The organism is Skermanella sp. TT6, assembly GCF_016653635.2.
GTDB classification, from domain to species: Bacteria; Pseudomonadota; Alphaproteobacteria; order Azospirillales; family Azospirillaceae; genus Skermanella; species Skermanella cutis.
The window spans coordinates 37,720-57,458 of the sequence record NZ_CP067420.1 but is presented as its reverse complement, the minus strand read 5'-3'; the positions used below and the strand labels follow the sequence as shown (position 1 = coordinate 57,458).

Here is a 19,739-nt window from a genome sequence, read left to right as displayed (position 1 = left end):
GAGTGAAGAAATGGTTCGCGGCGGGCAGCCGCGGAAAAGCGAACGCCGGGGAAGCGGACTTCCCCGGCGTTGCCCAGGTGCCGACCCTTGCGGGAGGAGCCTCTTACTTCTCGCCGCCGCCCAGGCTGTGGACGTAGACCGCGAGCTGCTTGATCGTGACCGGGTCCAGACGGCTGCTCCAGGCCGGCATGACGCCGGCGCGGGCATAGGTGATCGTCTCGACGACGGTCTTCTTGTCGCCGCCATAGAGCCAGATGTTGTCGTTCAGCCGGGGAGCCCCGACTTCCCGCATCCCCTCGCCCTTCTCGCCGTGGCAGGAGGCGCAGTTCTCCGCGTATACGGCGGCGCCGCGGCCGGCGGCGGCCTTGTCAGTCTCCCGGCCGGTCAGCGACAGGACGTACTCGGCCGTGTCGTCGATCTGCGGACGGGTCAGCAGCTGGTCGGCGCCGAACTTGGGCATCTCGGAGATGCGGGTGTCCTCGTCGTTGGTCGACCGGATGCCGTGCAGCAGGGTGGTGTGGATGTCTTCCGCCTTGCCGCCCCACAGCCAGTCGTCGTCGGCCAGCGTCGGGTAACCCTTGGCACCGGCGCCGCCGGCCGCGTGGCAGGCCGCGCAGTTGTCGGCGAAGGCGGTGCGGCCGCCGGCCGTGGCGAAAGCCAGCAGGTCCTGGTCGCCCAGGATCTCGTCGAACGAGGACGTCTCGATCTTCGAGCGGAAGGCGCCCTGGGCCTCGCGGGCTTTCGCCAAGTCCGAGACGACCGTCTCGCGCTGGCTGTAGCCCAGGATCCCGGCGGTGTAGGTCTTGCCCAGCGGGATCGCCGGGTACAGGATCCAGTACACCACCGAGAAGGCGACGGTGACGTAGAAGACGTAGAGCCACCACTTCGGCAGCGGATTGTTCAGTTCCTGGATACCGTCCCACTCGTGGCCGGTGGTGTCGACCCCCGACAGGGAGTCCTTTTCAACCTTGGTCGGCATGACCTATTTCTCCTGGCCTTCATCCTTGAACGGGATGCGGCTGGCCTCGTCGAACTTCGACTTGTTCTTGGGCCGCAAGGCCCAGAACAGGACGCCGACGAACAGCAGCATCAACCAAACCGTCCAGAAGGAGCGCAAAAATGACGCGATTGCGTTCAGATCCACTGGTTCCACCAATTATTGCTTGAGATCGGCCGGCTGATACTTCGTGAAATCGACCAGCGTACCGAGCATCTGGAGGTAGGCGACCAGCGCATCCATCTCGGTCACGACCTTCGGGTTGCCGTCGAAATCGGCGACGACAGCCTTGGGATAGCGGGCCAGGAGGCCGTCGGTCTCGCCGTCGGGACGCTGCTGGACCTCCAGGTCCTTGGCGGCGACGTCGATCTGCTCGGAGGTGTAGGGCACCCCGACGATGCTCAGGGTCTTCAGATGGTCCTTGATGTCGGCATACTTCAGCGGGCGCTCCAGGAGGAAGCCGTAGCCCGGCATGATGGACTCCGGCACCAGGGCGCGCGGATCCACCAGATGGGCGACCTGCCACTGGTTGGAGTATTTGCCGCCGACCCGGGCGAGGTCCGGGCCGGTGCGCTTCGAACTCCACTGGAACGGATGGTCGTACATGCTCTCGGCCGCCAGGCTGTAGTGCCCATAGCGCTCGGCCTCGTCGCGGAACGGACGGACCTGCTGGCTATGGCAGTTGTAGCAGCCTTCGCGGATATAGATGTTGCGGCCCATCTGCTCGAGCGGGGTGTAGGGGCGGACCCCCTCCACCTTCTCGATGGTGGTCTCGATGGTGAAGAGGGGGACGATCTCGACCAGGCCGCCGATGGAGACGGTGAGCAGGATCAGGACCATCATCAGGGTGACGTTCTTTTCGATCAGCCCGTGATTGAAAAGGCCGGACTTCTTGTCGGTGCTAGCCATCGTGCTGGGTCCTTACTCGGCGGCCGGCGCGAACTTGCGCGTCGGAGCGGTGACGTAGGGCTTCTCGACCCGGATGTCGCCCTTGGTCGTCCGCCACAGGTTGTAGACCATGATCAGGGCGCCGATCAGGAACAGCACGCCGCCCATGGCGCGGATCACGTAGAAGGGATGCATGGCCGCCACGGTCTCGACGAACGAGTACTGCAGGAAGCCGAGGTTGTCGTAGGCGCGCCACATCAGGCCCTGCATGATGCCCGAGATCCACATCGCGGTGATGTAGAGGACGATGCCGATGGTGGCGGTCCAGAAGTGATAGCTGACCAGCCGCAGCGAGTAGAGCCGCTGGGCCTTCCAGAGCTGGGGAACCAGGTAGTACACCGCGCCGAAGCTGACGAAGGCGACCCAGCCGAGCGCGCCGGAGTGGACGTGGCCGACGGTCCAGTCGGTGTAGTGCGACAGGGCGTTGACCGCCTTGATCGACATGACCGGGCCTTCGAAGGTGCTCATGCCGTAGAACGCGACGGAGGTGACCAGGAAGCGCAGCACCGGGTCGGTGCGCAGCTTGTCCCAGGCGCCGGACAGGGTCATGATGCCGTTGATCATGCCGCCCCAGGACGGCATCCACAGCATGACGGAGAAGGTCATGCCCAGCGTCTGCGCCCATTCCGGCAGGGCCGTGTAGTGCAGGTGGTGCGGACCGGCCCAGATGTAGAGGAAGATCAGCGACCAGAAATGGATGATCGACAGCCGGTAGGAATAGACCGGCCGGCCCGCCTGCTTGGGGATGAAGTAGTACATCATGCCCAGGAAGCCGGCGGTCAGGAAGAAGCCCACCGCGTTGTGGCCGTACCACCACTGGACCAGCGCGCCCTGCACGCCCGCGAACAGCGGGTAGCTGGCGGTGCCGAAGAACGAGACCGGGACGTTCAGGTTGTTGACCAAGTGGAGCATCGCGATGGTCACGATGAACGCCAGGTAGAACCAGTTGGCGACGTAGATGTGGGGCTCGCGCCGCTGCATGATCGTGCCGACGAAGGTCAGCAGGTAGACCACCCAGACGACCGTCAGCCACAGGTCCACGTACCATTCCGGCTCGGCGTATTCCTTGCCCTGGGTGATGCCCAGCACGTAGCCCGACGCCGCGAGCACGATGAAGAGCTGGTAGCCCACGAACAGGAAATTGGCGATCGCCGGCCCGCCCCAGAGCGGAGCCCGGCAGGTGCGCTGGACGACGTACAGCGAGGTGGCGAACAGGGCGTTGCCGCCGAAGGCGAAGATCACCGCCGAGGTGTGCAGCGGCCGCAGGCGGCCGAAGCTGGTCCATTCCAGGCCCAGGTTCAACGCCGGGAACGCCAGCTGCAGGGCGATCACGATGCCGACCAGGAAGCCGACGACACCCCAGAAAACAGTGGCGATGACGAACAGGCGGATGACAGCCTCGTTGTACGAGACGGTCTCCTCACCTGCCCGCTCGCCTCCCACGGACGAACCGTGGGACAGGGTCGCTGCTGTCATTACCTATATCTCCCGTCTGGCGGGGCCGGGCCGGACGGGCCGGTCGTTCCTCGCCACCGTAAGGTTGCTCTTGATTCCATCGTGCCGGGTCCGCACCGCCGCGACGGCACGCGGCACGTACGCAAATCCCTTTGACGGGTGGGGACTATGGGGATGCCGCTGGCCGGCAACATTGATCTACGTCAAGGACCCGCGGGCTCGGGGGCTGCCATCGTCACGCCAGCACCTGTGGTCGAGACGTCCATGCACGACACTTATGTTGCGAAACCCTTAGCCCGCCGTCAGATCGACCAGGCTTTCCCGGTGGTGCAGACGATCGCACCCGATCTCGACGTCGAGCGATGGCGCGATTTTGCCGCAGCCGTCCTGGCGGTTCCGGAGCTTGAAACCGGCGGCCATTCCCCCTCGGGGAAGAATCGGACCCGGTCCCGGGGAATCATGACCGTGCAGAACGCCCGCGGCTATATCCACGGCCTGTTCAGCTACGCGGTGGAGAACCATCTGCGGCACGGCCGGGTGCTGGCGGTCGAGAACTTCATCGTGCTCGACCTGTTCGACCTGGCGGGCGCCGCCGACGCGCTGCTCGGCGCGATGGACAGGATCGCCGACGACCTCGGCTGCGCCGCGATCCACACCAACCTGCCGGACGACTATTCGAGCCTGCCGGAATACTGCAACTGGCTGCTGAACAGCTTCCGGGAAGCCGGCCACGCCGTCGAGACCCTGAGGCTGTGCAAGCTGATGATCGACATGGCGCCCGTGGCGCTGGACGTGGCCAACGACCATTAGGGGGGCCTCTCGCTGTTGCCAGGGCGCCGGCAGCCGCTAGACTGCGGGCCATGAGCGACATTGCCCCCCGACCGACCATCCGCCTGCAGCCGAGCCGGCACAAGCGGGTCCAGCACGGCCATCCCTGGGTCTATTCCAACGAGATCCACATGGACAACACGGCCAAGGCGATCCCGCCGGGCAGCGTCGTCCGGGTGGTCACCCACGACGGCGCGCCGCTGGGCGCCGCCACCTTCAACCCGCACACGCTGATCTGCACGCGGATGCTGGCGCGAGACCCGGAGGCGCAGGTCGACCGCGGCTTCCTGGCGGAGCGGCTGCGCCGGGCGCTCGACCTGCGCGAGCGGCTCTACGGCCGGCCGTTCTACCGGCTGGTCCATGCCGAGGCCGACGGGCTGCCGGCCCTGGTGGTCGACCGCTTCGGCGACACCGTGGTCGTCCAGGCGAATTCCGCCGGGATGGACCGGCTGACTCCCGCCTTGCTGGAGGCGCTGGACGAGGTGCTGTCCCCCGCCGCGGTGGTCCTGCGCAACGACAGCCCGGCGCGCGGGCTCGAAGGCCTGGGCGGCGAGGTCAGGGTCGCCAAGGGGGCGCTGGACGGCCCGATCCGGCTGGAGGAGAACGGCAGCATCTTCTTCGCCGATCCGGGCGCCGGGCAGAAGACCGGCTGGTTCTACGACCAGCGCGACAACCGCGCGGCGATCGCGGCGCTGGCGCGCGGCGCGCGGGTGATCGACTTCTACAGCTACAACGGCGGCTTCGCGGTGCAGTGCGCCAAGGGAGGCGCCGCCTCGGTCGTCGCGGTGGACCGGTCGGAAGCGGCGCTCGCCAACGGCGCCCGCGCCGCCGAGGCCAACGGCGTCGCCGGCCTGTGCGAGTTCCGCCGGGCCGACGCCTTCGAGGAGCTGGAACGGCTGGCTGCCGCCGGCGAGCGGTTCGGCGTGGTGATCGCCGACCCGCCGGCCTTCGTGAAATCGAAGAAGGACCTGCATGCCGGGACCCGGGCCTATCGCAAGATGACGCGGCTGGCCGCCTCGATCACGGCGCCGGGCGGCTTCCTGCTGGTCGCCTCGTGCAGCCACAATGTGGACGTGCCGCTGTTCGCCGAGCAGGTCTCCCGGGGCCTGGGCGACGCCCGGCGCTCGGGGCGGATCCTGCGGACCGGCGGCGCCGCGCCCGACCACCCGGTGCATCCGTACCTGCCGGAGACCGCCTACCTGAAGGCGCAGGTGCTGCAACTGGACTGATGCCGGGACCGGGCCGGCGCCGGCGGTCCTTCCGCCCGCGGAACAAGAAAGGCGGAACGCCTTGACCAGGTCGATCAAGCAATGGGCCGCGTGGCGCCCGGCATGGCCGGGAGCCCTCCCGCGCGGCTTCCGGGGGCTCGCGGCGGCCCTGGCCCTGGCGGCCTGCGCGCTGGTGCCGCCCGCATCCTGGTTCGCGGCGGAGTGGGCGCGGGGGGAGGCGCTGGAGGAACTGGCCGAAACGGCGCAGGCGCGGCTGTCGCTCTATACCGCCACCCTGACCGCGGAGATCGAGAAGTACCGCGTCCTGCCGCTGACGCTGGCCTGGGACCCCGACGTGGCGGCCCTGCTCGCCTCGCCGCGCGACGCAGCCCTGGTCGACCGGGTCGACCGCAAGCTGGCGGCGCTGAACGCCGGGGCGTCGCTGTCGGCGCTCTACGTCATGGCGCGCGACGGCACCACGCTGGCGTCGAGCAACTGGACCGAGGAGACCAGCTTCATCGGCCGCAACTTCGCCTTCCGGCCCTATTTCCGCGAGGCGCTGGCGGGGCGCGTCGGGCGTTATTTCGCGATGGGAACGACTTCGCAGAAGCCCGGCTACTACATCGCCTATCCGGTCTGGGCCCCCGTATGGGCGGAGCACCACACGGTCGGCGTGGTGGTCGCCAAGGTCGCCATGGAACCGCTGGAGGCGACCTGGCACGACATGGCCGGCGAACGGGTCTTCGTCACCGACCGCCGCGGGGTCGTCTTCATCACCAACGTCCCGGACTGGCGCTTCCGCACCCTGGCGCCGCTCCCCCCGGAGGTCCGGCGCGAGTTCGAGGCAAGCCAGCAGTACGAGGGCACCGGCCTGGAGCCCCTGCCCCCGCTGGACAGCGCGCTGGTGCACCGCGGGCCGGTCCCGGACACGGACTGGAAGGTCCATGTGGCGCTCGACAGCAGGCCGGCCGATGCCCGCGCCCGGTCGGCCGGCCTCGTCGCCGGCATCGCGACGCTCCTGCTGCTGGCGGCCGGGCTGGTGGTTCTCCAGCGCCGCCTGGCACTGGCGGAGCGGCTGGAATACCAGCGGCGCGCCCAGCTGATGCTGGAGCACCGGGTCACCGAGCGGACCGCCGAGCTGAGCTCGGCCAACCTGCGCCTGACGGACGAGATCGCGGAGCGCGGGCGGGCGGAACAGGCGGCGCGCCGCGCCCAGGAGGACCTGATCCAGGCGGCGAAGCTGGCGGCTCTCGGCCAGATGGCCGCGGGGATCGTCCACGAGGTGAACCAGCCGATCTCCGCGATCCGGTCCTACGCGGAGAACGCCGCGCTGCTGCTGGACCGCGGGCGCCTGGACTTGGTGCGCGGCAACCTGCTGGAGATCACGGGCCTGACCGAGCGGGTGGCAACCATCACCCGGCAGCTCAAGACCTTCGCCCGCAAATCGTCCGGCATGCTCGGTCCCGTCTCCCCCCGCCTCGCGGTAGATCGGTCCATGGCTCTGCTGGGCGCCCAGGCCGCCGCGCTGGGCGCCGACATGGTGCTCGAAATGCCGGACGAGGCCACGCAAGGACCGCTCCCGATGGTGCTGGCCGACGAGGCCCGGCTGGAGCAGGTGATCGTCAACCTGCTGCGCAACGCGCTGGACGCGGTTTCCGCCCGCAACCGCCGGCTCGTCGCCGTCAGCCTGGAACAGGAGGACGGACATGTCCTGCTGAAGGTTCGCGACACGGGCCCCGGCATCCCGGAGGACGACCTGCCCCGGCTGTTCGACCCGTTCTTCACCACCAAGGAGGTCGGGGTGGGGCTGGGGCTCGGCCTGTCGATCAGCTACGGCATCGTCCAGGACTTCGGCGGCCGGATCGCCGCCGCCAACCACGAGCAGGGGGGCGCCGTCTTCACCGTGGCCCTGCGTCCCGCGCCGCCGTCCGGCCCGGCGCTCCCGCCCGCCTGATTTCCGTCGCCATTGTCCTTCATTTGGCCATCTTTCGGGTCCCGGGGACTTGTGCCGATGGGTTCCCGGGGCCATCTCGGCTAGGCCAAAGCGCAAGGGTCCGGGCCCCGCTGGCGGCCGAGGCGTCGGCCGTGATGTCGGACCTTCGTCAGCAACAGCCGACGCAGCAGCGTAAACGGGTCATTCGGCACATGGACGCCCTTCTCGCCGTCCTTTCGGCGGACTTCCTCGGCAAACCCGCCTGGATCTGGTTCACCTTCATCGCCATCGTCATCGCCCTCCTGGCCTTCGACCTCGGCGTTCTCCACCGCAAGACGCATGAAATCGGCATCGTCGAGAGCCTCTGGCTGAGTGCCGGCTACATCGCCATGGGCTGCCTGTTCGGCACCTGGGTCTGGTGGTATTTCGGTCCCGAGCCGGGCATGCAGTACTTCACCGGCTTCTTCGTCGAGAAGAGCCTGGCGATGGACAACGTGTTCGTCATATCGCTGATCTTCAGCTACTTCGCCATTCCCCGGCTCTACCAGCACCGGGTGCTGGTCTGGGGCATCCTGGGCGTCATCGTCCTGCGCGGCATCATGATCGGCCTGGGCGCCGCCCTGGTCACCGAGTTCGACTGGATCCTGTTCATCTTCGGCGCCTTCCTGCTGGTCACCGGCGTCAAGATGCTGCTGGTGTCCGACAACATGCCGGACATCGAGAAGAACCCGATCCTGAAGTTCCTGCGCAGGCGGCTCAACGTGACCGACAAGCTCCACGGCGAAAAGTTCTTCGTGAAGCTTCCGGATCCGAAAGGATCGGGCCGGATGGTGCGGTTCGTGACGCCGCTGTTCCTGGCGCTGGTGCTGATCGAGTTCGCCGACCTGGTCTTCGCGGTGGACAGCGTGCCCGCGATCTTCGCGATCACGACCGACCCGTTCATCGTCTATACCAGCAACATCTTCGCGATCCTGGGCCTGCGGGCGCTCTACTTCGCGCTGGCGGCGATGGTCCACCGGTTCCATTACCTCAAGTACGCGCTGTCGCTGGTCCTGGTCTTCATCGGCGGCAAGATCTTCTACAACCAGTTCTACGGCAAGCTGGACCCGGTGATCTCCCTGTCGGTCACCTTCGGCCTGCTCGCCGCCGGCGTGATCGTGTCCCTGGTCATGACCCGTGGCGGCGGCGGCGGTGGCGGACCCAAGGCGGAGGAGGTGCCCGCCACCGCCCGCTGACGTCCTCTTGACGCGCATGTCCGGGGCCGCCCTTGGCAAAGGGGCGGCCCTGCGACATTTTCAGGTGAGCGCCGATCGTTCCCTTCGGGTACATTAGCGTAACCTGAAACGATTTGTCCGAGGAACTCCGCCATGTCCGCCAGCCGGCCCGGGGAAAACCGGGTCCCCGCCCCGGGGGCGACAGGCAGGTCGTGGTGGCGCCGCCTCCTGATCCTCCCGCCCATCCTGCTGGGCGCCTTCGTCTTCTTCAGTTTCGCCCGCGACAAGGCGGCGCCCGTCCAGGTCGAGCGGGCCGAGACCGCCCGGCCTGCACGGGTGATCGAGGTCGCGGCCCTTCCCGTGGCCCCGCGCGCCACCGGGTTCGGCACGGTGCGGCCCGACCGGGTCTGGACCGCGATCGCCCAGGTCGGCGGCACCGTCGTCGAGACCCATCCCGACCTGAAGCGCGGTGCCCTGCTGCCTGCCGGCGCCCTGCTGGTTCGGATCGATCCAGCCGACTACCAGCTGGCGATCGCCCGGATGGAGGCGCAGCGGCGTTCCGTCGAGGCGCAGATCCGGGAATTGGACGTCCGGGAGGAGAACCTCCGCCAGGCGGTCGCGATCGAGCGGGAGGCGCTGGCCGTCACGACCCAGGACGTGGAGCGCAAGCGCAACCTGCAGGCCTCCGGCGCCGGCAGCCAGTCGGCGCTCGACCAGGCGCTCAACTCGATGCTGGCCCAGCGCCAGCGGCTCCAGGGCCAGCAGACCTCGCTGGACCTGATCCCCAGCCAGCGCGACCAGCTGCGGGCCACGGCCGCGCTCCAGGACTCCCAGCTGGCCGAGGCCCGGCTGGCCCTGGAGCGGACGGAGATCCGCATGCCCTTCGCCGGCCGGATCAACGAGGTCTCGGTGGAGCGCGGCCAGTACGCCGCCCCCGGCACGCAGCTTGCCGGCGCCGACGGGATCGAGCTGGCCGAGGTGCCGGCCCAGGTGCCGCTCGACCGGCTGCGCCCCCTGGTCGCCGGCCTGCTCGGGGGAGGATCGGTCGAACCCGACCGCGGGCTTCCACCGCTCGACCGGCTCGGGCTGGAGGCGACGGTCCGGCTGCGCACCGGCACCCTGTCGGCCGAGTGGCCCGCCCGGTTCGCCCGGATGGGCGACGGCGTCGATCCCAAGACGCGCACGATCGACGTCATGGTCGTGGTGGACCAACCCTATGCCAGGGCGATCCCGGGGATCCGGCCGCCGCTGACCAAGGGCATGTTCGTCGAGGTCGAATTGAAGGCTCCCCCCGGCCCGCCGGTGCCGGTGATCCCCCGGGCGGCCCTCCAGCCCGGAGACCATGTCCATGTCGCCACCCGGGACGACCGGCTGGAGATCCGCCGCGTCACGGTCGCCGACGCCCATGGCGGTTTCATAACGGTGGCGGAAGGGCTGAGGCCGGGCGAGCGCGTCGTGATCTCCGACCTGATCCCGGCGGTGGAGGGCATGCTGCTGGCGCCGCTCCGCGACGAGGCCGCCGAGTCCGGGCTTGCGCGGGACGCCGCCGCGGCTCCCCCGATGCATTGACCGGCCGCCCGCCATGATCGCCTGGTTCGCCCGCCACCCGACCGCCGCCAACCTGCTGATGCTGTTCCTGCTGGTGATCGGGCTGGTGACGGCGCCGGGGCTGCGGCGGGAGACCTTCCCCGACTTCACCCTCAGCCAGGTGCAGATCCAGATCCCCTACCCCGGCGCCAGCGCGGAGGAGGTCGAGGAGGCCGTCTGCCAGCGCATCGAGGACGCGGTCGCCGGCGTCAGCGGCGTGGACGAGGTCCGCTGCGAATCGCGCGAGGGGCTGGCCGCCGCCATCGTCGACATGGTCGAGGGCGGCAATCCCGACCGCTTCCTGGAGGATGTCAAGGCCGAGGTCGAGGCGATCACCACCTTCCCCGACCTGGTCGAGCGGCCCGTGATCAAGCGGCTCAACCTGACCGACCGGGTGGTGTCGATCGCCATCACCGGCCCGATGTCGGTGCCCCACCTGAAAATCTACGCCGAGGGCGTGCGCGAGCGCCTGCTGCGCCTGCCGGAGGTGTCGGAAGCGACGCTGACCGGCTTTTCCCAGCGCCAGATCCGGGTCGAACTGGACCAGGGCGCGCTGCGCGCCCATGGGCTGAGCGTCGCCGACGTCGCCGGCATCGTCGGGCGCCAGAGCCTGGACCAGCCGGCCGGCACCCTGGAGACGGAGGAGCGCAGCCTGACCGTCCGCTTCGCCGACGAGCGGCGGACCGTGCGCCAGCTGGCCGACCTCGTCGTGATCGGCGGGACCGGCGGCGGGGAGGTGCGGCTCGGCGCCATCGCGACGATCACGGAACGGTTCGAGCTGGACGAGGCCAAGACCCTGTACGACGGCAAGCGCGCCGCCATGCTCCGCGTGACCAAGACCAAGCGGGAGGACACGCTGCGGGTCATGGCCGCGGTCCGGGGATTCATCGAGCAGGAGCGGCGCACGGCACCGCCGGGCGTCGGCTACGCGCTGACCCAGGACGTCTCCTCGATCGTGCAGGACCGGCTGGACATGCTGACCGGGAACGCCTTCCAGGGGATCGCGCTGGTCTTCCTGTCGATGTGGCTGTTCTTCAGCCTGCGCTATTCCTTCTGGGTCGCCATGGGCCTGCCGGTGGCGCTGGCCGGCACCGTCTTCGCCATGCAGTTCATGGGCCTGTCGATCAACATGATCACCATGGTGAGCCTGCTGATCGCGCTGGGCCTGCTGATGGACGACGCCATCGTGATCGCCGAGAACGTGGCGACCAAGCTGGCCGCCGGGCTGCCGCCGATGGAGGCGGTGATCGACGGCACGCGCGAGGTCGCGTCGGGCGTCTTCGCCTCCTACGTGACCACGGTCTGCGTGTTCGGGCCATTGATCCTGATGCAGGGCGACATCGGCAAGGTGATGGCGGTCCTGCCGGTGGTGCTCATCGTCGCGTTGACGGTCAGCATCGTCGAGGCCTTCCTGATCCTGCCCCACCATCTGGCGAAGAGCATCCCGCCCGGCGGCGAGCGGCGGAACGCGGTGCGGGTGCGGCTCGACCGCGGGTTCGACTTCGTGCGCGACCGGCTGCTCGGCGGCCTGGTGGACCGGGCGGTGGAGTGGCGCTACCTGACCCTGGGGCTGGTCATCTGCGCGGTGCTGGTATCCGCCGCCATGCTGGCCGGCGGCATCGTCAAGTTCCGGGCCTTCCCGCAGATCGACGGCAACGTGCTGGAGGCGCGCATCCTGCTGCCCCAGGGCACGCCGCTGGCCCGGACGGAGGAGGTGGTGGACCGGGTGACCGGTGCGCTCGACCGCGTCGCCGCGGAGCTCGCCCCGCGCCAGCCCGACGGCGCCGCCCTGGTGCGGGCGGTGACCGTGCGCTTCAACGAGAACCAGGACGCGTACGAGACCGGGCCGCACCTCGCCTCGGTCTCCGCCGACCTGCTCACCGCCGAGCGGCGGGACGGCACGATCGACGAGATCACCGCCCTGTGGCGGGCCGAGATCGGCCCCCTGCCCGACGTGCTGGCGCTGACCTTCAAGGAGGCGCAGGTCGGCCCCGGCGGCCTGCCGATCGACATAAGGCTGGCCGGCGGCGACCTGGACCGGCTGAAGGCGGCGTCGCTGGAGCTTCAGGACTGGCTGGCCCGCTACCGGGGGGTCGAGGACCTGTCCGACGACCTGCGCCCCGGCAAGCCGGAGATGGGGCTCCGCCTGCGCGAGGGCATCTTCGGCCAGGGGCTGGACTCGGCGGATCTGGCGACCCAGCTCCGGGCCGCCTATTTCGGCCAGACCGCGGCGGAGCTCCAGGTCGGCAGCGAGTCGATCGAGATCGACGTCCGGCTGGCCGCGGCCGACCGGACCACGCTGGCCGACCTCGAGGATTTCCCGGTCACCCTGCCCGACGGAAGCCAGGCGCCGCTGCGCTCGATCGCGGTGCTGGAGCCGGACCGCGGCTATGCCCGGATCGGCCGGATCGACGGCCGGCGCACCGTGATCGTCCGGGGCGAGATCGACACCCGGATCGCCAACGCCAACGAGGTGATCGCCGACACCCGCGCCCGCTTCCTGCCCGGGCTGCGCGACCGCTACCCGGAGATCGACATCACGCTGGAGGGCCAGGAACGCGAGCAGGGCAAGACCGGCGACAGCCTCAAGCGCGGCTTCATGATCGGCCTGTTCGGCATCTTCGTGCTGCTGAGCCTGCAGTTCCGCAGCTATGTCGAGCCGGTCATCGTCATGGTCGCGATCCCGATGGCGCTGATCGGCGTGGTCTGGGGACACTGGCTGGCCGGCTTCGACGTGTCCATGCCGAGCATGATCGGCTTCGTCTCGCTGGCCGGCATCGTGGTCAACGACTCGATCCTGCTGGTCGAGTTCGTCAAGCTGCGCGCGCGCGAGGGACGCGACGTCGTGTCGGCCGCCCGGATCGCCAGCCGCCAGCGCTTCCGCGCCGTGCTGCTGACCTCGCTGACCACCATCGCCGGGCTGCTGCCGCTGCTGGCCGAGCGAAGCCTCCAGGCCCAGGTGCTCCAGCCGCTGGTGGTCAGCCTGGTGTTCGGCCTGCTGGCGTCCACCGTGCTGGTGCTGGTGGTGATCCCGTCGCTCTACGCGATCCTGCACGATTTCGGCCTGACCGCGCTCGCCCGGGAAGACCGCGAGGCGGCCGCCGCGGCGATGGCGGCGGCCGAGTGACCGGGAACGAGCGGGTCGGAAGAGGGCGGCAAGGCAGGGGCAGGACAGCCCGGCCGTCACGAACCCGGACCGGAAGATCGGGATAGGGAATGCCGGTTCATGTCACTGGCTCCCCAAGGGAAATGCATGATACAAAGCGCATGTTTTCCGTAGCGAACAGACGACATGGTTGGGATGCCCGCCACGCTTGATAAATAATTTGATTGCGAATAAAAAGACATGGCGATCACAATGCCAATAAGCTTCAATAATTAATCAGGGGAAACCCGGGGATTACCTGGTCATGTCTAGAATTCTGCCATGTTTCAGATACCATGTCATATCCACCCGGGCACATCTTATTTTACTTTCCCTTGGCCTGCTTATACCGGCATCCGTTTTCACATCCTATCTGCTGATTCAGCAGGTCGATCTTCAGCGGTCGCACATCGAGCAGGATTTGCACCAGGAGGCGCGATCGATCACGGCCATGGTCGATCGGGACATACGGGGCGTCATGGCGATGCTGGAAACACTGGCCCTGATGCCGGCCATCCAGCAGGATGATTTCGCGACGGTCCACCAGCAGGCGAGCCGGATCACCGAGCGCTATGGAATGGTCATCATCCTGACCGACCGGTCCGGAAAGCAGCGTCTCAACACGCGCGTCCCCTGGAACACGCCGCTGCCGTCCTTCCTGGACGACAATGTCGCCCGATCCATTCTCGAAACCAGGATGCCCCACGTATCCGACCTGTTGATCGGTCCGCTTTCCGGAACCGAGGTCGTCGGCATCGTCGTCCCGGTCCTGCGCGGCGGCGACGTCGTCCATTTCCTGATCGCGAGCCTGCCGCCGAGGCGCATCCAGGAAGTCCTGGTCCAGGCGCGCATCGGCGACGGCCGGACCGCCACGGTCACCGACCGCAAGGGCAAGCTCCTGACCCGCGTGCCGGCCTCGAAGCGCCCGGGCCGGGACATGGCCGCCGCCGGTCCCGGAGAGGCCGATCTCGTTTCCGGCTACAGCCGATCCGACCTGACGGGATGGACCGCGACCGTCACCCTGCCCGGCCATGCCGTCGATGCGGAGGCCATGGCCGGGCTCCGGTCTCCCGTCCTGCTGGGCGGCGCGCTGCTCGCCCTCTCCGCCCTCCTGGCCTATGGCCTGGGCCAGCGAATGTCGCGGGCGGCGAGACTGCTGACCACGGCCGGCAGTGCCTTGCGCGGCGGCGAAGCGGTCCCCCGGATCCGCACCGGCTGGCGCGAGGCCAACGAGATCGGCCTGGCCCTCACCACCGCCTTCCAGAAACTGGACGAGGGATCGACGGCGCTCCGCGCCGCCGAAAACCATTCCAGGCTCCTGGAGCTCAGCTCCCCGGTGGGGATCTTCCGCACGGACCCCGAGGGGCGCTGCACCGGCGTCAACGAGCGCTGGTGCGAAATGGCCGGCGCGCGGCCGGAGCAGGCGCTCGGCAACGGCTGGACCGATTTCCTGCATCCCGGGGACTATGACCGAGTCTTCTCGGAATGGCGGCGCAGCGCCTTCGAGAACCGGCCCTTCCGTCTCGAATACCGTTTCCTGACGCCGTCGGGCGAAACCACCTGGGTGCTGGGCGAAGCCCTGGTCGAGCGGAACGATGCGGGGGAGATGACCGGCTTCGTCGGCACCACCACGGACATAACCGCGATCAAGCTGCTGCAACGCCGGCTGATCGACGCCGAGGAGCAGCTGGCCCTCGCGATGGCCGCCGGCCGCATGTTCGCCTTCGACTGGGACATCGGGACCGACGGCGTGCGCCGGAGCGAGAGCTGCGCAGGGATCCTCGGCCTGGACGGAGACGCGACGGCGGACACCGGACAGAACTTCTTCGCGTCCGTCCATGCGGAGGATCGCGACGGGTTCGCCGCCACCGTGGCGCGGCTGGAGCCGGCCTCCCCGAACTACACCGTCTCCTACCGCTACCGGCGCCCGGACGGCGCGGTGGCCTGGCTCGAGGAATCCGCGGCGGCCGTCTTCGATCGGGAAGGCCGCAAGGTCCGCCTGACCGGGATCACCGCCGACGTCACCGCCCGCAAGCAGGCCGAGGCCGCGTTGCGCGAGAGCGAGGAACGCCTGCGCTTCGCGCTCGACGCCGCCGTGATCGGCACCTGGCAGATGGAGGTGGCCGACGGCCGGATGGCCTGGAGCGATATCCAGTACCGCCTCTTCGGGATCGATCCGGCCACGCCGGCGCCGAGCCTGAACGCGTTCGGAGCCCTGATGGAGCCGGAGGACCGCACCGCCCTGATGGACCGGATCGATCAGGCGATCCGAACGGGCGAAGGGTTCGAACTGGATTTCCGCATCCGGCGCTCCGCGGACCCGACCCGGGGCGCGGGGGAGATCCGCTGGCTGGCGATCCGGTGCGGCGTGCAGCGGAGTGCGGCCGGCAGGCCCGAGCGCATCATCGGCGTCAATTGGGACATCACCGAGCGCAAGACCGCCGAGGCCATCCTGCGCGACAGCAACGCGGCCCTGGAGGCGCGGGTCGCCGAACGAACCCGCGCCCTGACCGACGCCGCCCGGGAGCTGACGGCGGAGATCCGCCGGCGGGAGGAAACCCAGGCGGCGCTGCTGCAGTCCCAGAAGCTGGAAGCGCTGGGCCAGCTGGTCAGCGGCGTCTCGCACGACTTCAACAACATCCTGGCCGTCATCCAGAGCAGCTACAGTCTGCTCAGGCGGCGGATCGACGTTCCGGAGCAGGTCAGGATCCTCGACCTGGGAGAGCAGGCGGTGGTCCGGGCCACCGGCCTGATCCATCACCTGCTGGCCTTCGCCCGGCGCGAGGAAACGCGGCCGGCCCTGGTGGACCTGACCGCCATCCTGCGCGAGAGCGAAGACATGATCTGCCACACAGCGGGCAGCGGGGTGCGCTGCGCCTTCGATCTCCAGGCGGATCTCTGGCCGGTGATCGTCGATCCCTCCCGCCTGAACGCGGTCCTGCTGAACCTCGCCGCCAACGCCCGCGACGCCATGCCGGACGGCGGCGAGCTGGAGATAACCGCCCGCAACCATCCCGCCGACCAGCGCACGGGCTCCCGCGAAGGGATCCTCATCTCCGTGAGGGACAGCGGCGTGGGCATGACGCCCGAAGTGGTCGCCCGGGCGTCGGAACCCTTCTTCACCACCAAGCCGCGCGGCCGGGGCACCGGCCTGGGACTCGCCTCCGCCCATGCCCTGACCGCGCAGTCCGGCGGCAAGCTGCGCATCCTCAGCGCCGTCGGGGCCGGGACCACGATCGAGCTGTACCTGCCCCGCGCCCAGATCTCGGCGCACGGGGACGAAGCGCTGCCGGACTCCGGATCGGCCCCGCCGGAAGGCGGTGCCACGATCCTGCTGGTCGACGACGACGACAGCCTCCGCGCGCTGACCGCGCACCTGCTGCGCGACCTCGGCTACGCGGTGATCGAGGCCCAGAGCGCCGAGACCGCGATCGCCCTGGCGCATCTCACGGACACGCTGGACCTCGTCGTGACCGACATCATGATGCCGGGGGACTCCGGCCCGGTGCTGGGAGCCCGGCTGCGGCTGGATCGGCCGAACCTTCCGGTCCTCTTCATCAGCGGCGACCGCCACGACACCGTGCCGGACGGCGAGCGGCTGCTCGGCAAGCCGTTCAGCAAGACGGAACTGGCCGAGGCCGTCCGGGAACGGCTGGGCCGCCTGCCGTCGGCAACGCCGGCCGGGTCCGCGGCGGCGCCGGACAAGCTCCGCAACCGGCTGAGGAATTTCCGCCTCCGCGATGCCTACGAACGCTGGAAGACGGCGCGCGGCGCGGACGGCCGCCTGCCGGACCCCGATCTCTTCCCGCCCGGCGACCCGCTCGTGGCCGACGACAGCTTCCTGGTCGAGGTGATCGGCAGCGGCCGTACCGGGGAGTTCCGCTTCCTGAGGATCGGCGACACCCTTGCCCGACGGCTGGGCCGGCCGCTGGTGGGGGAACTGGTCGACGACGGCGGCGACGAGCTGGGTTCCGCTGGCGCCTCGTACCGGCGCTGCGCGGAGTCGGAGTCGCCGTCCTACGAATACGCCCGCTACGCGCTCGCCGACGAGGCGCCGCTGCTGTTCGAGCGGCTGTTGCTGCCGCTTTCAAGGGAGGGGTCCGTGGTGACCCACATCCTGGGCGTCGCCTGTTTCACCGATCTCGCGAATTCCGACCTCCAACAGCGGAGAAGACCATGAACGACTCCTCCGGAGTCGACTTCGACATGCCCGATCTCGCCGGCGCCGTCGAACGGTTGCCGCCGTCCGAGGTCGATGCGCTGCCGTTCGGGGCGATCCGCCTCGACGCCAAGGACGAGGTTGCCTTCTACAATGCCGCGGAGGGCCGGCTTTCCGGCTACGGGACCCGTCCGGCGCTCGGCCGGCCGTTCTTCTCCGACATTGCGCCCTGCATGGACAACGAGGCTTTCCGCGGCCGGATCGAGCGTGCCAGGGCAGCCGGGAAGTTCGACCTGGAGTTCGGCTGGGTCGGCGATTTCGCCGACCGCTCGCGGGAGCTTCAGGTGCGCATCCAGCCCGCCTCGGATGGCGGCTGCTGGATATTCATCCGGCGCGACTGATCCGCCGTGAAACGGTTGCCCTACCGCCGGAACACCCCGACGAGTTCGACGTGGGACGACCAGAGGAACTGGTCGATCGGCGTGACCCGTTCCAGGCGATAGCCGCCGTCGACGAGCGTCCGGGCGTCGCGCGCGAACGTCGCGGGGTTGCAGGACACGCCGACCACCGTGGGGACGGCCGACCCGGCGAGCTGGACCGACTGGGCACGGGCGCCGGCGCGCGGCGGGTCGAAGATCACCGCATCGAAGCGGGAAAGTTCGTCGGCGCTCAGCGGGTCGGCGAAGAGGTCGCGGCGCTCCGCCGTCACGCCCGCCCGCCCCCGGCCGGCGGCACCCAGCGCCGCGTGCGCCGAGGCATCGCCCTCGACCGCGTGGACGGCGGTCTCCGGGACGGGTCGCGAGGCAATGGGGAAGCTGAAGGTGCCGAGCCCCGCGAACAGGTCGGCGACGCGGGCTGCGGCCCCGACCCCTGCCAGCACCGCCTCGACCAGCGCCGCTTCGCCGGCGGCACTCGCCTGCAGGAAGGCTCCGGGCTCCACCGGGACGGCGACCCCGCCGAACCGGGCATGGAGCGCGCGGCGGGCGGCGACCGGTTCCGCCGGGGCCGCGGCGGAACGGCGCCACGACAGCCGGCCGATGTCATGGGTCTCCGCGAAGGCGGCCATGCGTTCCCGCGCGTCCAGCCCGGGTTCCGGACAGCCGGTCAGAACCAGGTCGATGCCGCCGTCCAGCACCGCCACGGAAATATCGGCCGATTCGCCGTCCTGCAGGATGGCGCAGGCAAGGGCCTCCAGCGGAGCCAGCAGCTCCAGGATCGCCGGCTCGACCACCAGGCAACCGGTCACCGCCGAGATCCGGTGGCTCGACCTTTCGTTGAAGCCCAGGACGCATCGGCTTCCCCGCCTGGTTGCCGCGAACGTGGCGCGCCGGCGGCTCGCCGCGGGGGTCCGGACGGTCGGAGCGACCTCGGCGCCGGCAAGCCCGGCCCGGGCCAGCGCGGACGACACCTGGGCGCGCTTCCAGGCACCGTAGGCCTGATCCCCGACATGCTGGAGCGCGCAGCCGCCGCAGGTGCCGAAATGCCGGCAAGGCGGCGCCGCGCGGTCCGGTCCGGGTTCCGTCACCTCCAGCAGGGTAGCGGCGACGCCGTCGCCCCGCGGCTCGCCGAGCGCGGCGCGGACGCGGTCGCCGGCCACCGTCAGCGGCACATAGACCCGGCGTCCGTCATGCTCGGCGAGGCCGTCGCCCCGCGCGCCGATTTCCCGGATCTCGAGCAGGACGGGAGCGCCGGAGGCGGATGCGGCCCTCCTGCGGCGATGCCGCTGCTGCGGTCGGCGTGCCATGGCTCAGCCGGCCAGCTCGGTCAGGCGCGTGCGGACATCGGCCGGGATTTCGACCGAACGGCGCTCCGCCACGTCGATGATCACGCAGATCGCCTCGCTGGTCGCGATGCAGGTGTCGCCCCGGAACACGGCACCTGCCAGGGTCAGCGACGAACGGCCGAACCGGGTCACCCGCAGGCCGATCCGGATCCGGTCGGGATAGTGCAGCTCGGCCCGGAAATCGATGGTGAGCCGCGCGATCACGACCGAGCGCGGACCCGAGACAGGCGAATTGCCGGAATCATGGAACAACGCCACCCGGGCGCTCTCGAAATAGGTGCTGATGGCGGCGTTGTTGACGTGCCCGACGGGGTCCAGGTCCGCGAAGCGGACGGTCTCGTCGATCCAGTACCGGTAGGAGGCCGGGCTGGTCGTTTCCGGAGTTTCCGTATCTGCCATATCGTTCATCCCTGTCTGTCAAAGTCCAGGCCCGGATCCTCACATGCCGAGACCGCTTCCGCTCCGGCCATGCTCCCGGATGC

At 69.4% G+C, this 19,739-nt stretch carries 14 protein-coding genes; 8 read left to right on the top strand and 6 right to left on the bottom strand.

The window, feature by feature from the left end; translation table 11 throughout:
- Positions 1-103: 103 nt before the first annotated feature.
- The 4 genes from ccoP to ccoN are packed head-to-tail and all read right to left on the bottom strand — an operon-like array spanning position 104 to position 3,421.
- Complete coding sequence (gene ccoP, locus IGS68_RS00235) at positions 104-979, bottom strand: cytochrome-c oxidase, cbb3-type subunit III (protein ID WP_201076391.1); 876 nt, start codon at positions 977-979, stop codon at positions 104-106.
- A 3-nt stretch (positions 980-982) separates the two neighbouring features.
- The gene (locus IGS68_RS00230) at positions 983-1,144 is read right to left on the bottom strand and encodes a cbb3-type cytochrome oxidase subunit 3 (RefSeq protein WP_201076390.1); all 162 of its coding nucleotides are present in this window, start codon (positions 1,142-1,144) and stop codon (positions 983-985) included.
- A gap of 12 nt (positions 1,145-1,156) precedes the next feature.
- Entirely contained in the window at positions 1,157-1,906 is a 750-nt protein-coding gene (ccoO, locus tag IGS68_RS00225) for a cytochrome-c oxidase, cbb3-type subunit II (RefSeq protein WP_201076388.1), read from the bottom strand.
- Positions 1,907-1,918: 12 nt separating this feature from the next.
- Positions 1,919-3,421: a cytochrome-c oxidase, cbb3-type subunit I gene (gene ccoN / locus IGS68_RS00220; protein ID WP_201076383.1), complete on the bottom strand. Its 1,503-nt coding sequence runs from the start codon at positions 3,419-3,421 to the stop codon at positions 1,919-1,921.
- A gap of 243 nt (positions 3,422-3,664) precedes the next feature.
- Here ccoN and IGS68_RS00215 point away from each other — a divergent pair, with 243 nt between their 5' ends.
- From IGS68_RS00215 to IGS68_RS00180, 8 genes are all read left to right on the top strand, one after another.
- Positions 3,665-4,210, top strand: a complete 546-nt coding sequence (locus IGS68_RS00215) for a hypothetical protein (RefSeq protein ID WP_201076380.1) — start codon at positions 3,665-3,667, stop codon at positions 4,208-4,210.
- Between the two features lie 50 nt (positions 4,211-4,260).
- On the top strand, positions 4,261-5,457 hold the full coding sequence (locus IGS68_RS00210; RefSeq protein ID WP_201076379.1) for a class I SAM-dependent rRNA methyltransferase: 1,197 nt from the start codon (positions 4,261-4,263) through the stop codon (positions 5,455-5,457).
- Between the two features lie 61 nt (positions 5,458-5,518).
- A complete protein-coding gene (locus IGS68_RS00205) occupies positions 5,519-7,390 on the top strand; it encodes a sensor histidine kinase (protein WP_201076377.1) in 1,872 nt (623 codons plus the stop codon).
- A 191-nt stretch (positions 7,391-7,581) separates the two neighbouring features.
- Positions 7,582-8,604 (top strand): TerC family protein, encoded by a 1,023-nt coding sequence (locus IGS68_RS00200; RefSeq protein WP_201076376.1) that lies wholly within the window; start codon positions 7,582-7,584, stop codon positions 8,602-8,604.
- 132 nt (positions 8,605-8,736) lie between these two features.
- Positions 8,737-10,152, top strand: a complete 1,416-nt coding sequence (locus tag IGS68_RS00195; protein ID WP_201076375.1) for an efflux RND transporter periplasmic adaptor subunit — start codon at positions 8,737-8,739, stop codon at positions 10,150-10,152.
- Between the two features lie 13 nt (positions 10,153-10,165).
- Positions 10,166-13,297: an efflux RND transporter permease subunit gene (locus IGS68_RS00190; protein ID WP_201076374.1), complete on the top strand. Its 3,132-nt coding sequence runs from the start codon at positions 10,166-10,168 to the stop codon at positions 13,295-13,297.
- Between the two features lie 469 nt (positions 13,298-13,766).
- Positions 13,767-17,495 (top strand): PAS domain-containing protein, encoded by a 3,729-nt coding sequence (locus IGS68_RS00185; RefSeq protein ID WP_201076373.1) that lies wholly within the window; start codon positions 13,767-13,769, stop codon positions 17,493-17,495.
- On the top strand, positions 17,492-17,875 hold the full coding sequence (locus IGS68_RS00180; protein WP_201076360.1) for a PAS domain-containing protein: 384 nt from the start codon (positions 17,492-17,494) through the stop codon (positions 17,873-17,875). The genes IGS68_RS00185 and IGS68_RS00180 overlap by 4 nt, the downstream gene beginning before the upstream one ends.
- Positions 17,876-17,895: 20 nt before the next feature.
- On the opposite strand, the gene IGS68_RS00175 is transcribed toward IGS68_RS00180, so the two are convergent.
- Positions 17,896-19,218: a class I SAM-dependent RNA methyltransferase gene (locus tag IGS68_RS00175; protein WP_201076350.1), complete on the bottom strand. Its 1,323-nt coding sequence runs from the start codon at positions 19,216-19,218 to the stop codon at positions 17,896-17,898.
- A 3-nt stretch (positions 19,219-19,221) separates the two neighbouring features.
- Positions 19,222-19,656, bottom strand: a complete 435-nt coding sequence (locus IGS68_RS00170; RefSeq protein WP_201076349.1) for an acyl-CoA thioesterase — start codon at positions 19,654-19,656, stop codon at positions 19,222-19,224.
- Positions 19,657-19,739 lie beyond the last annotated feature (83 nt).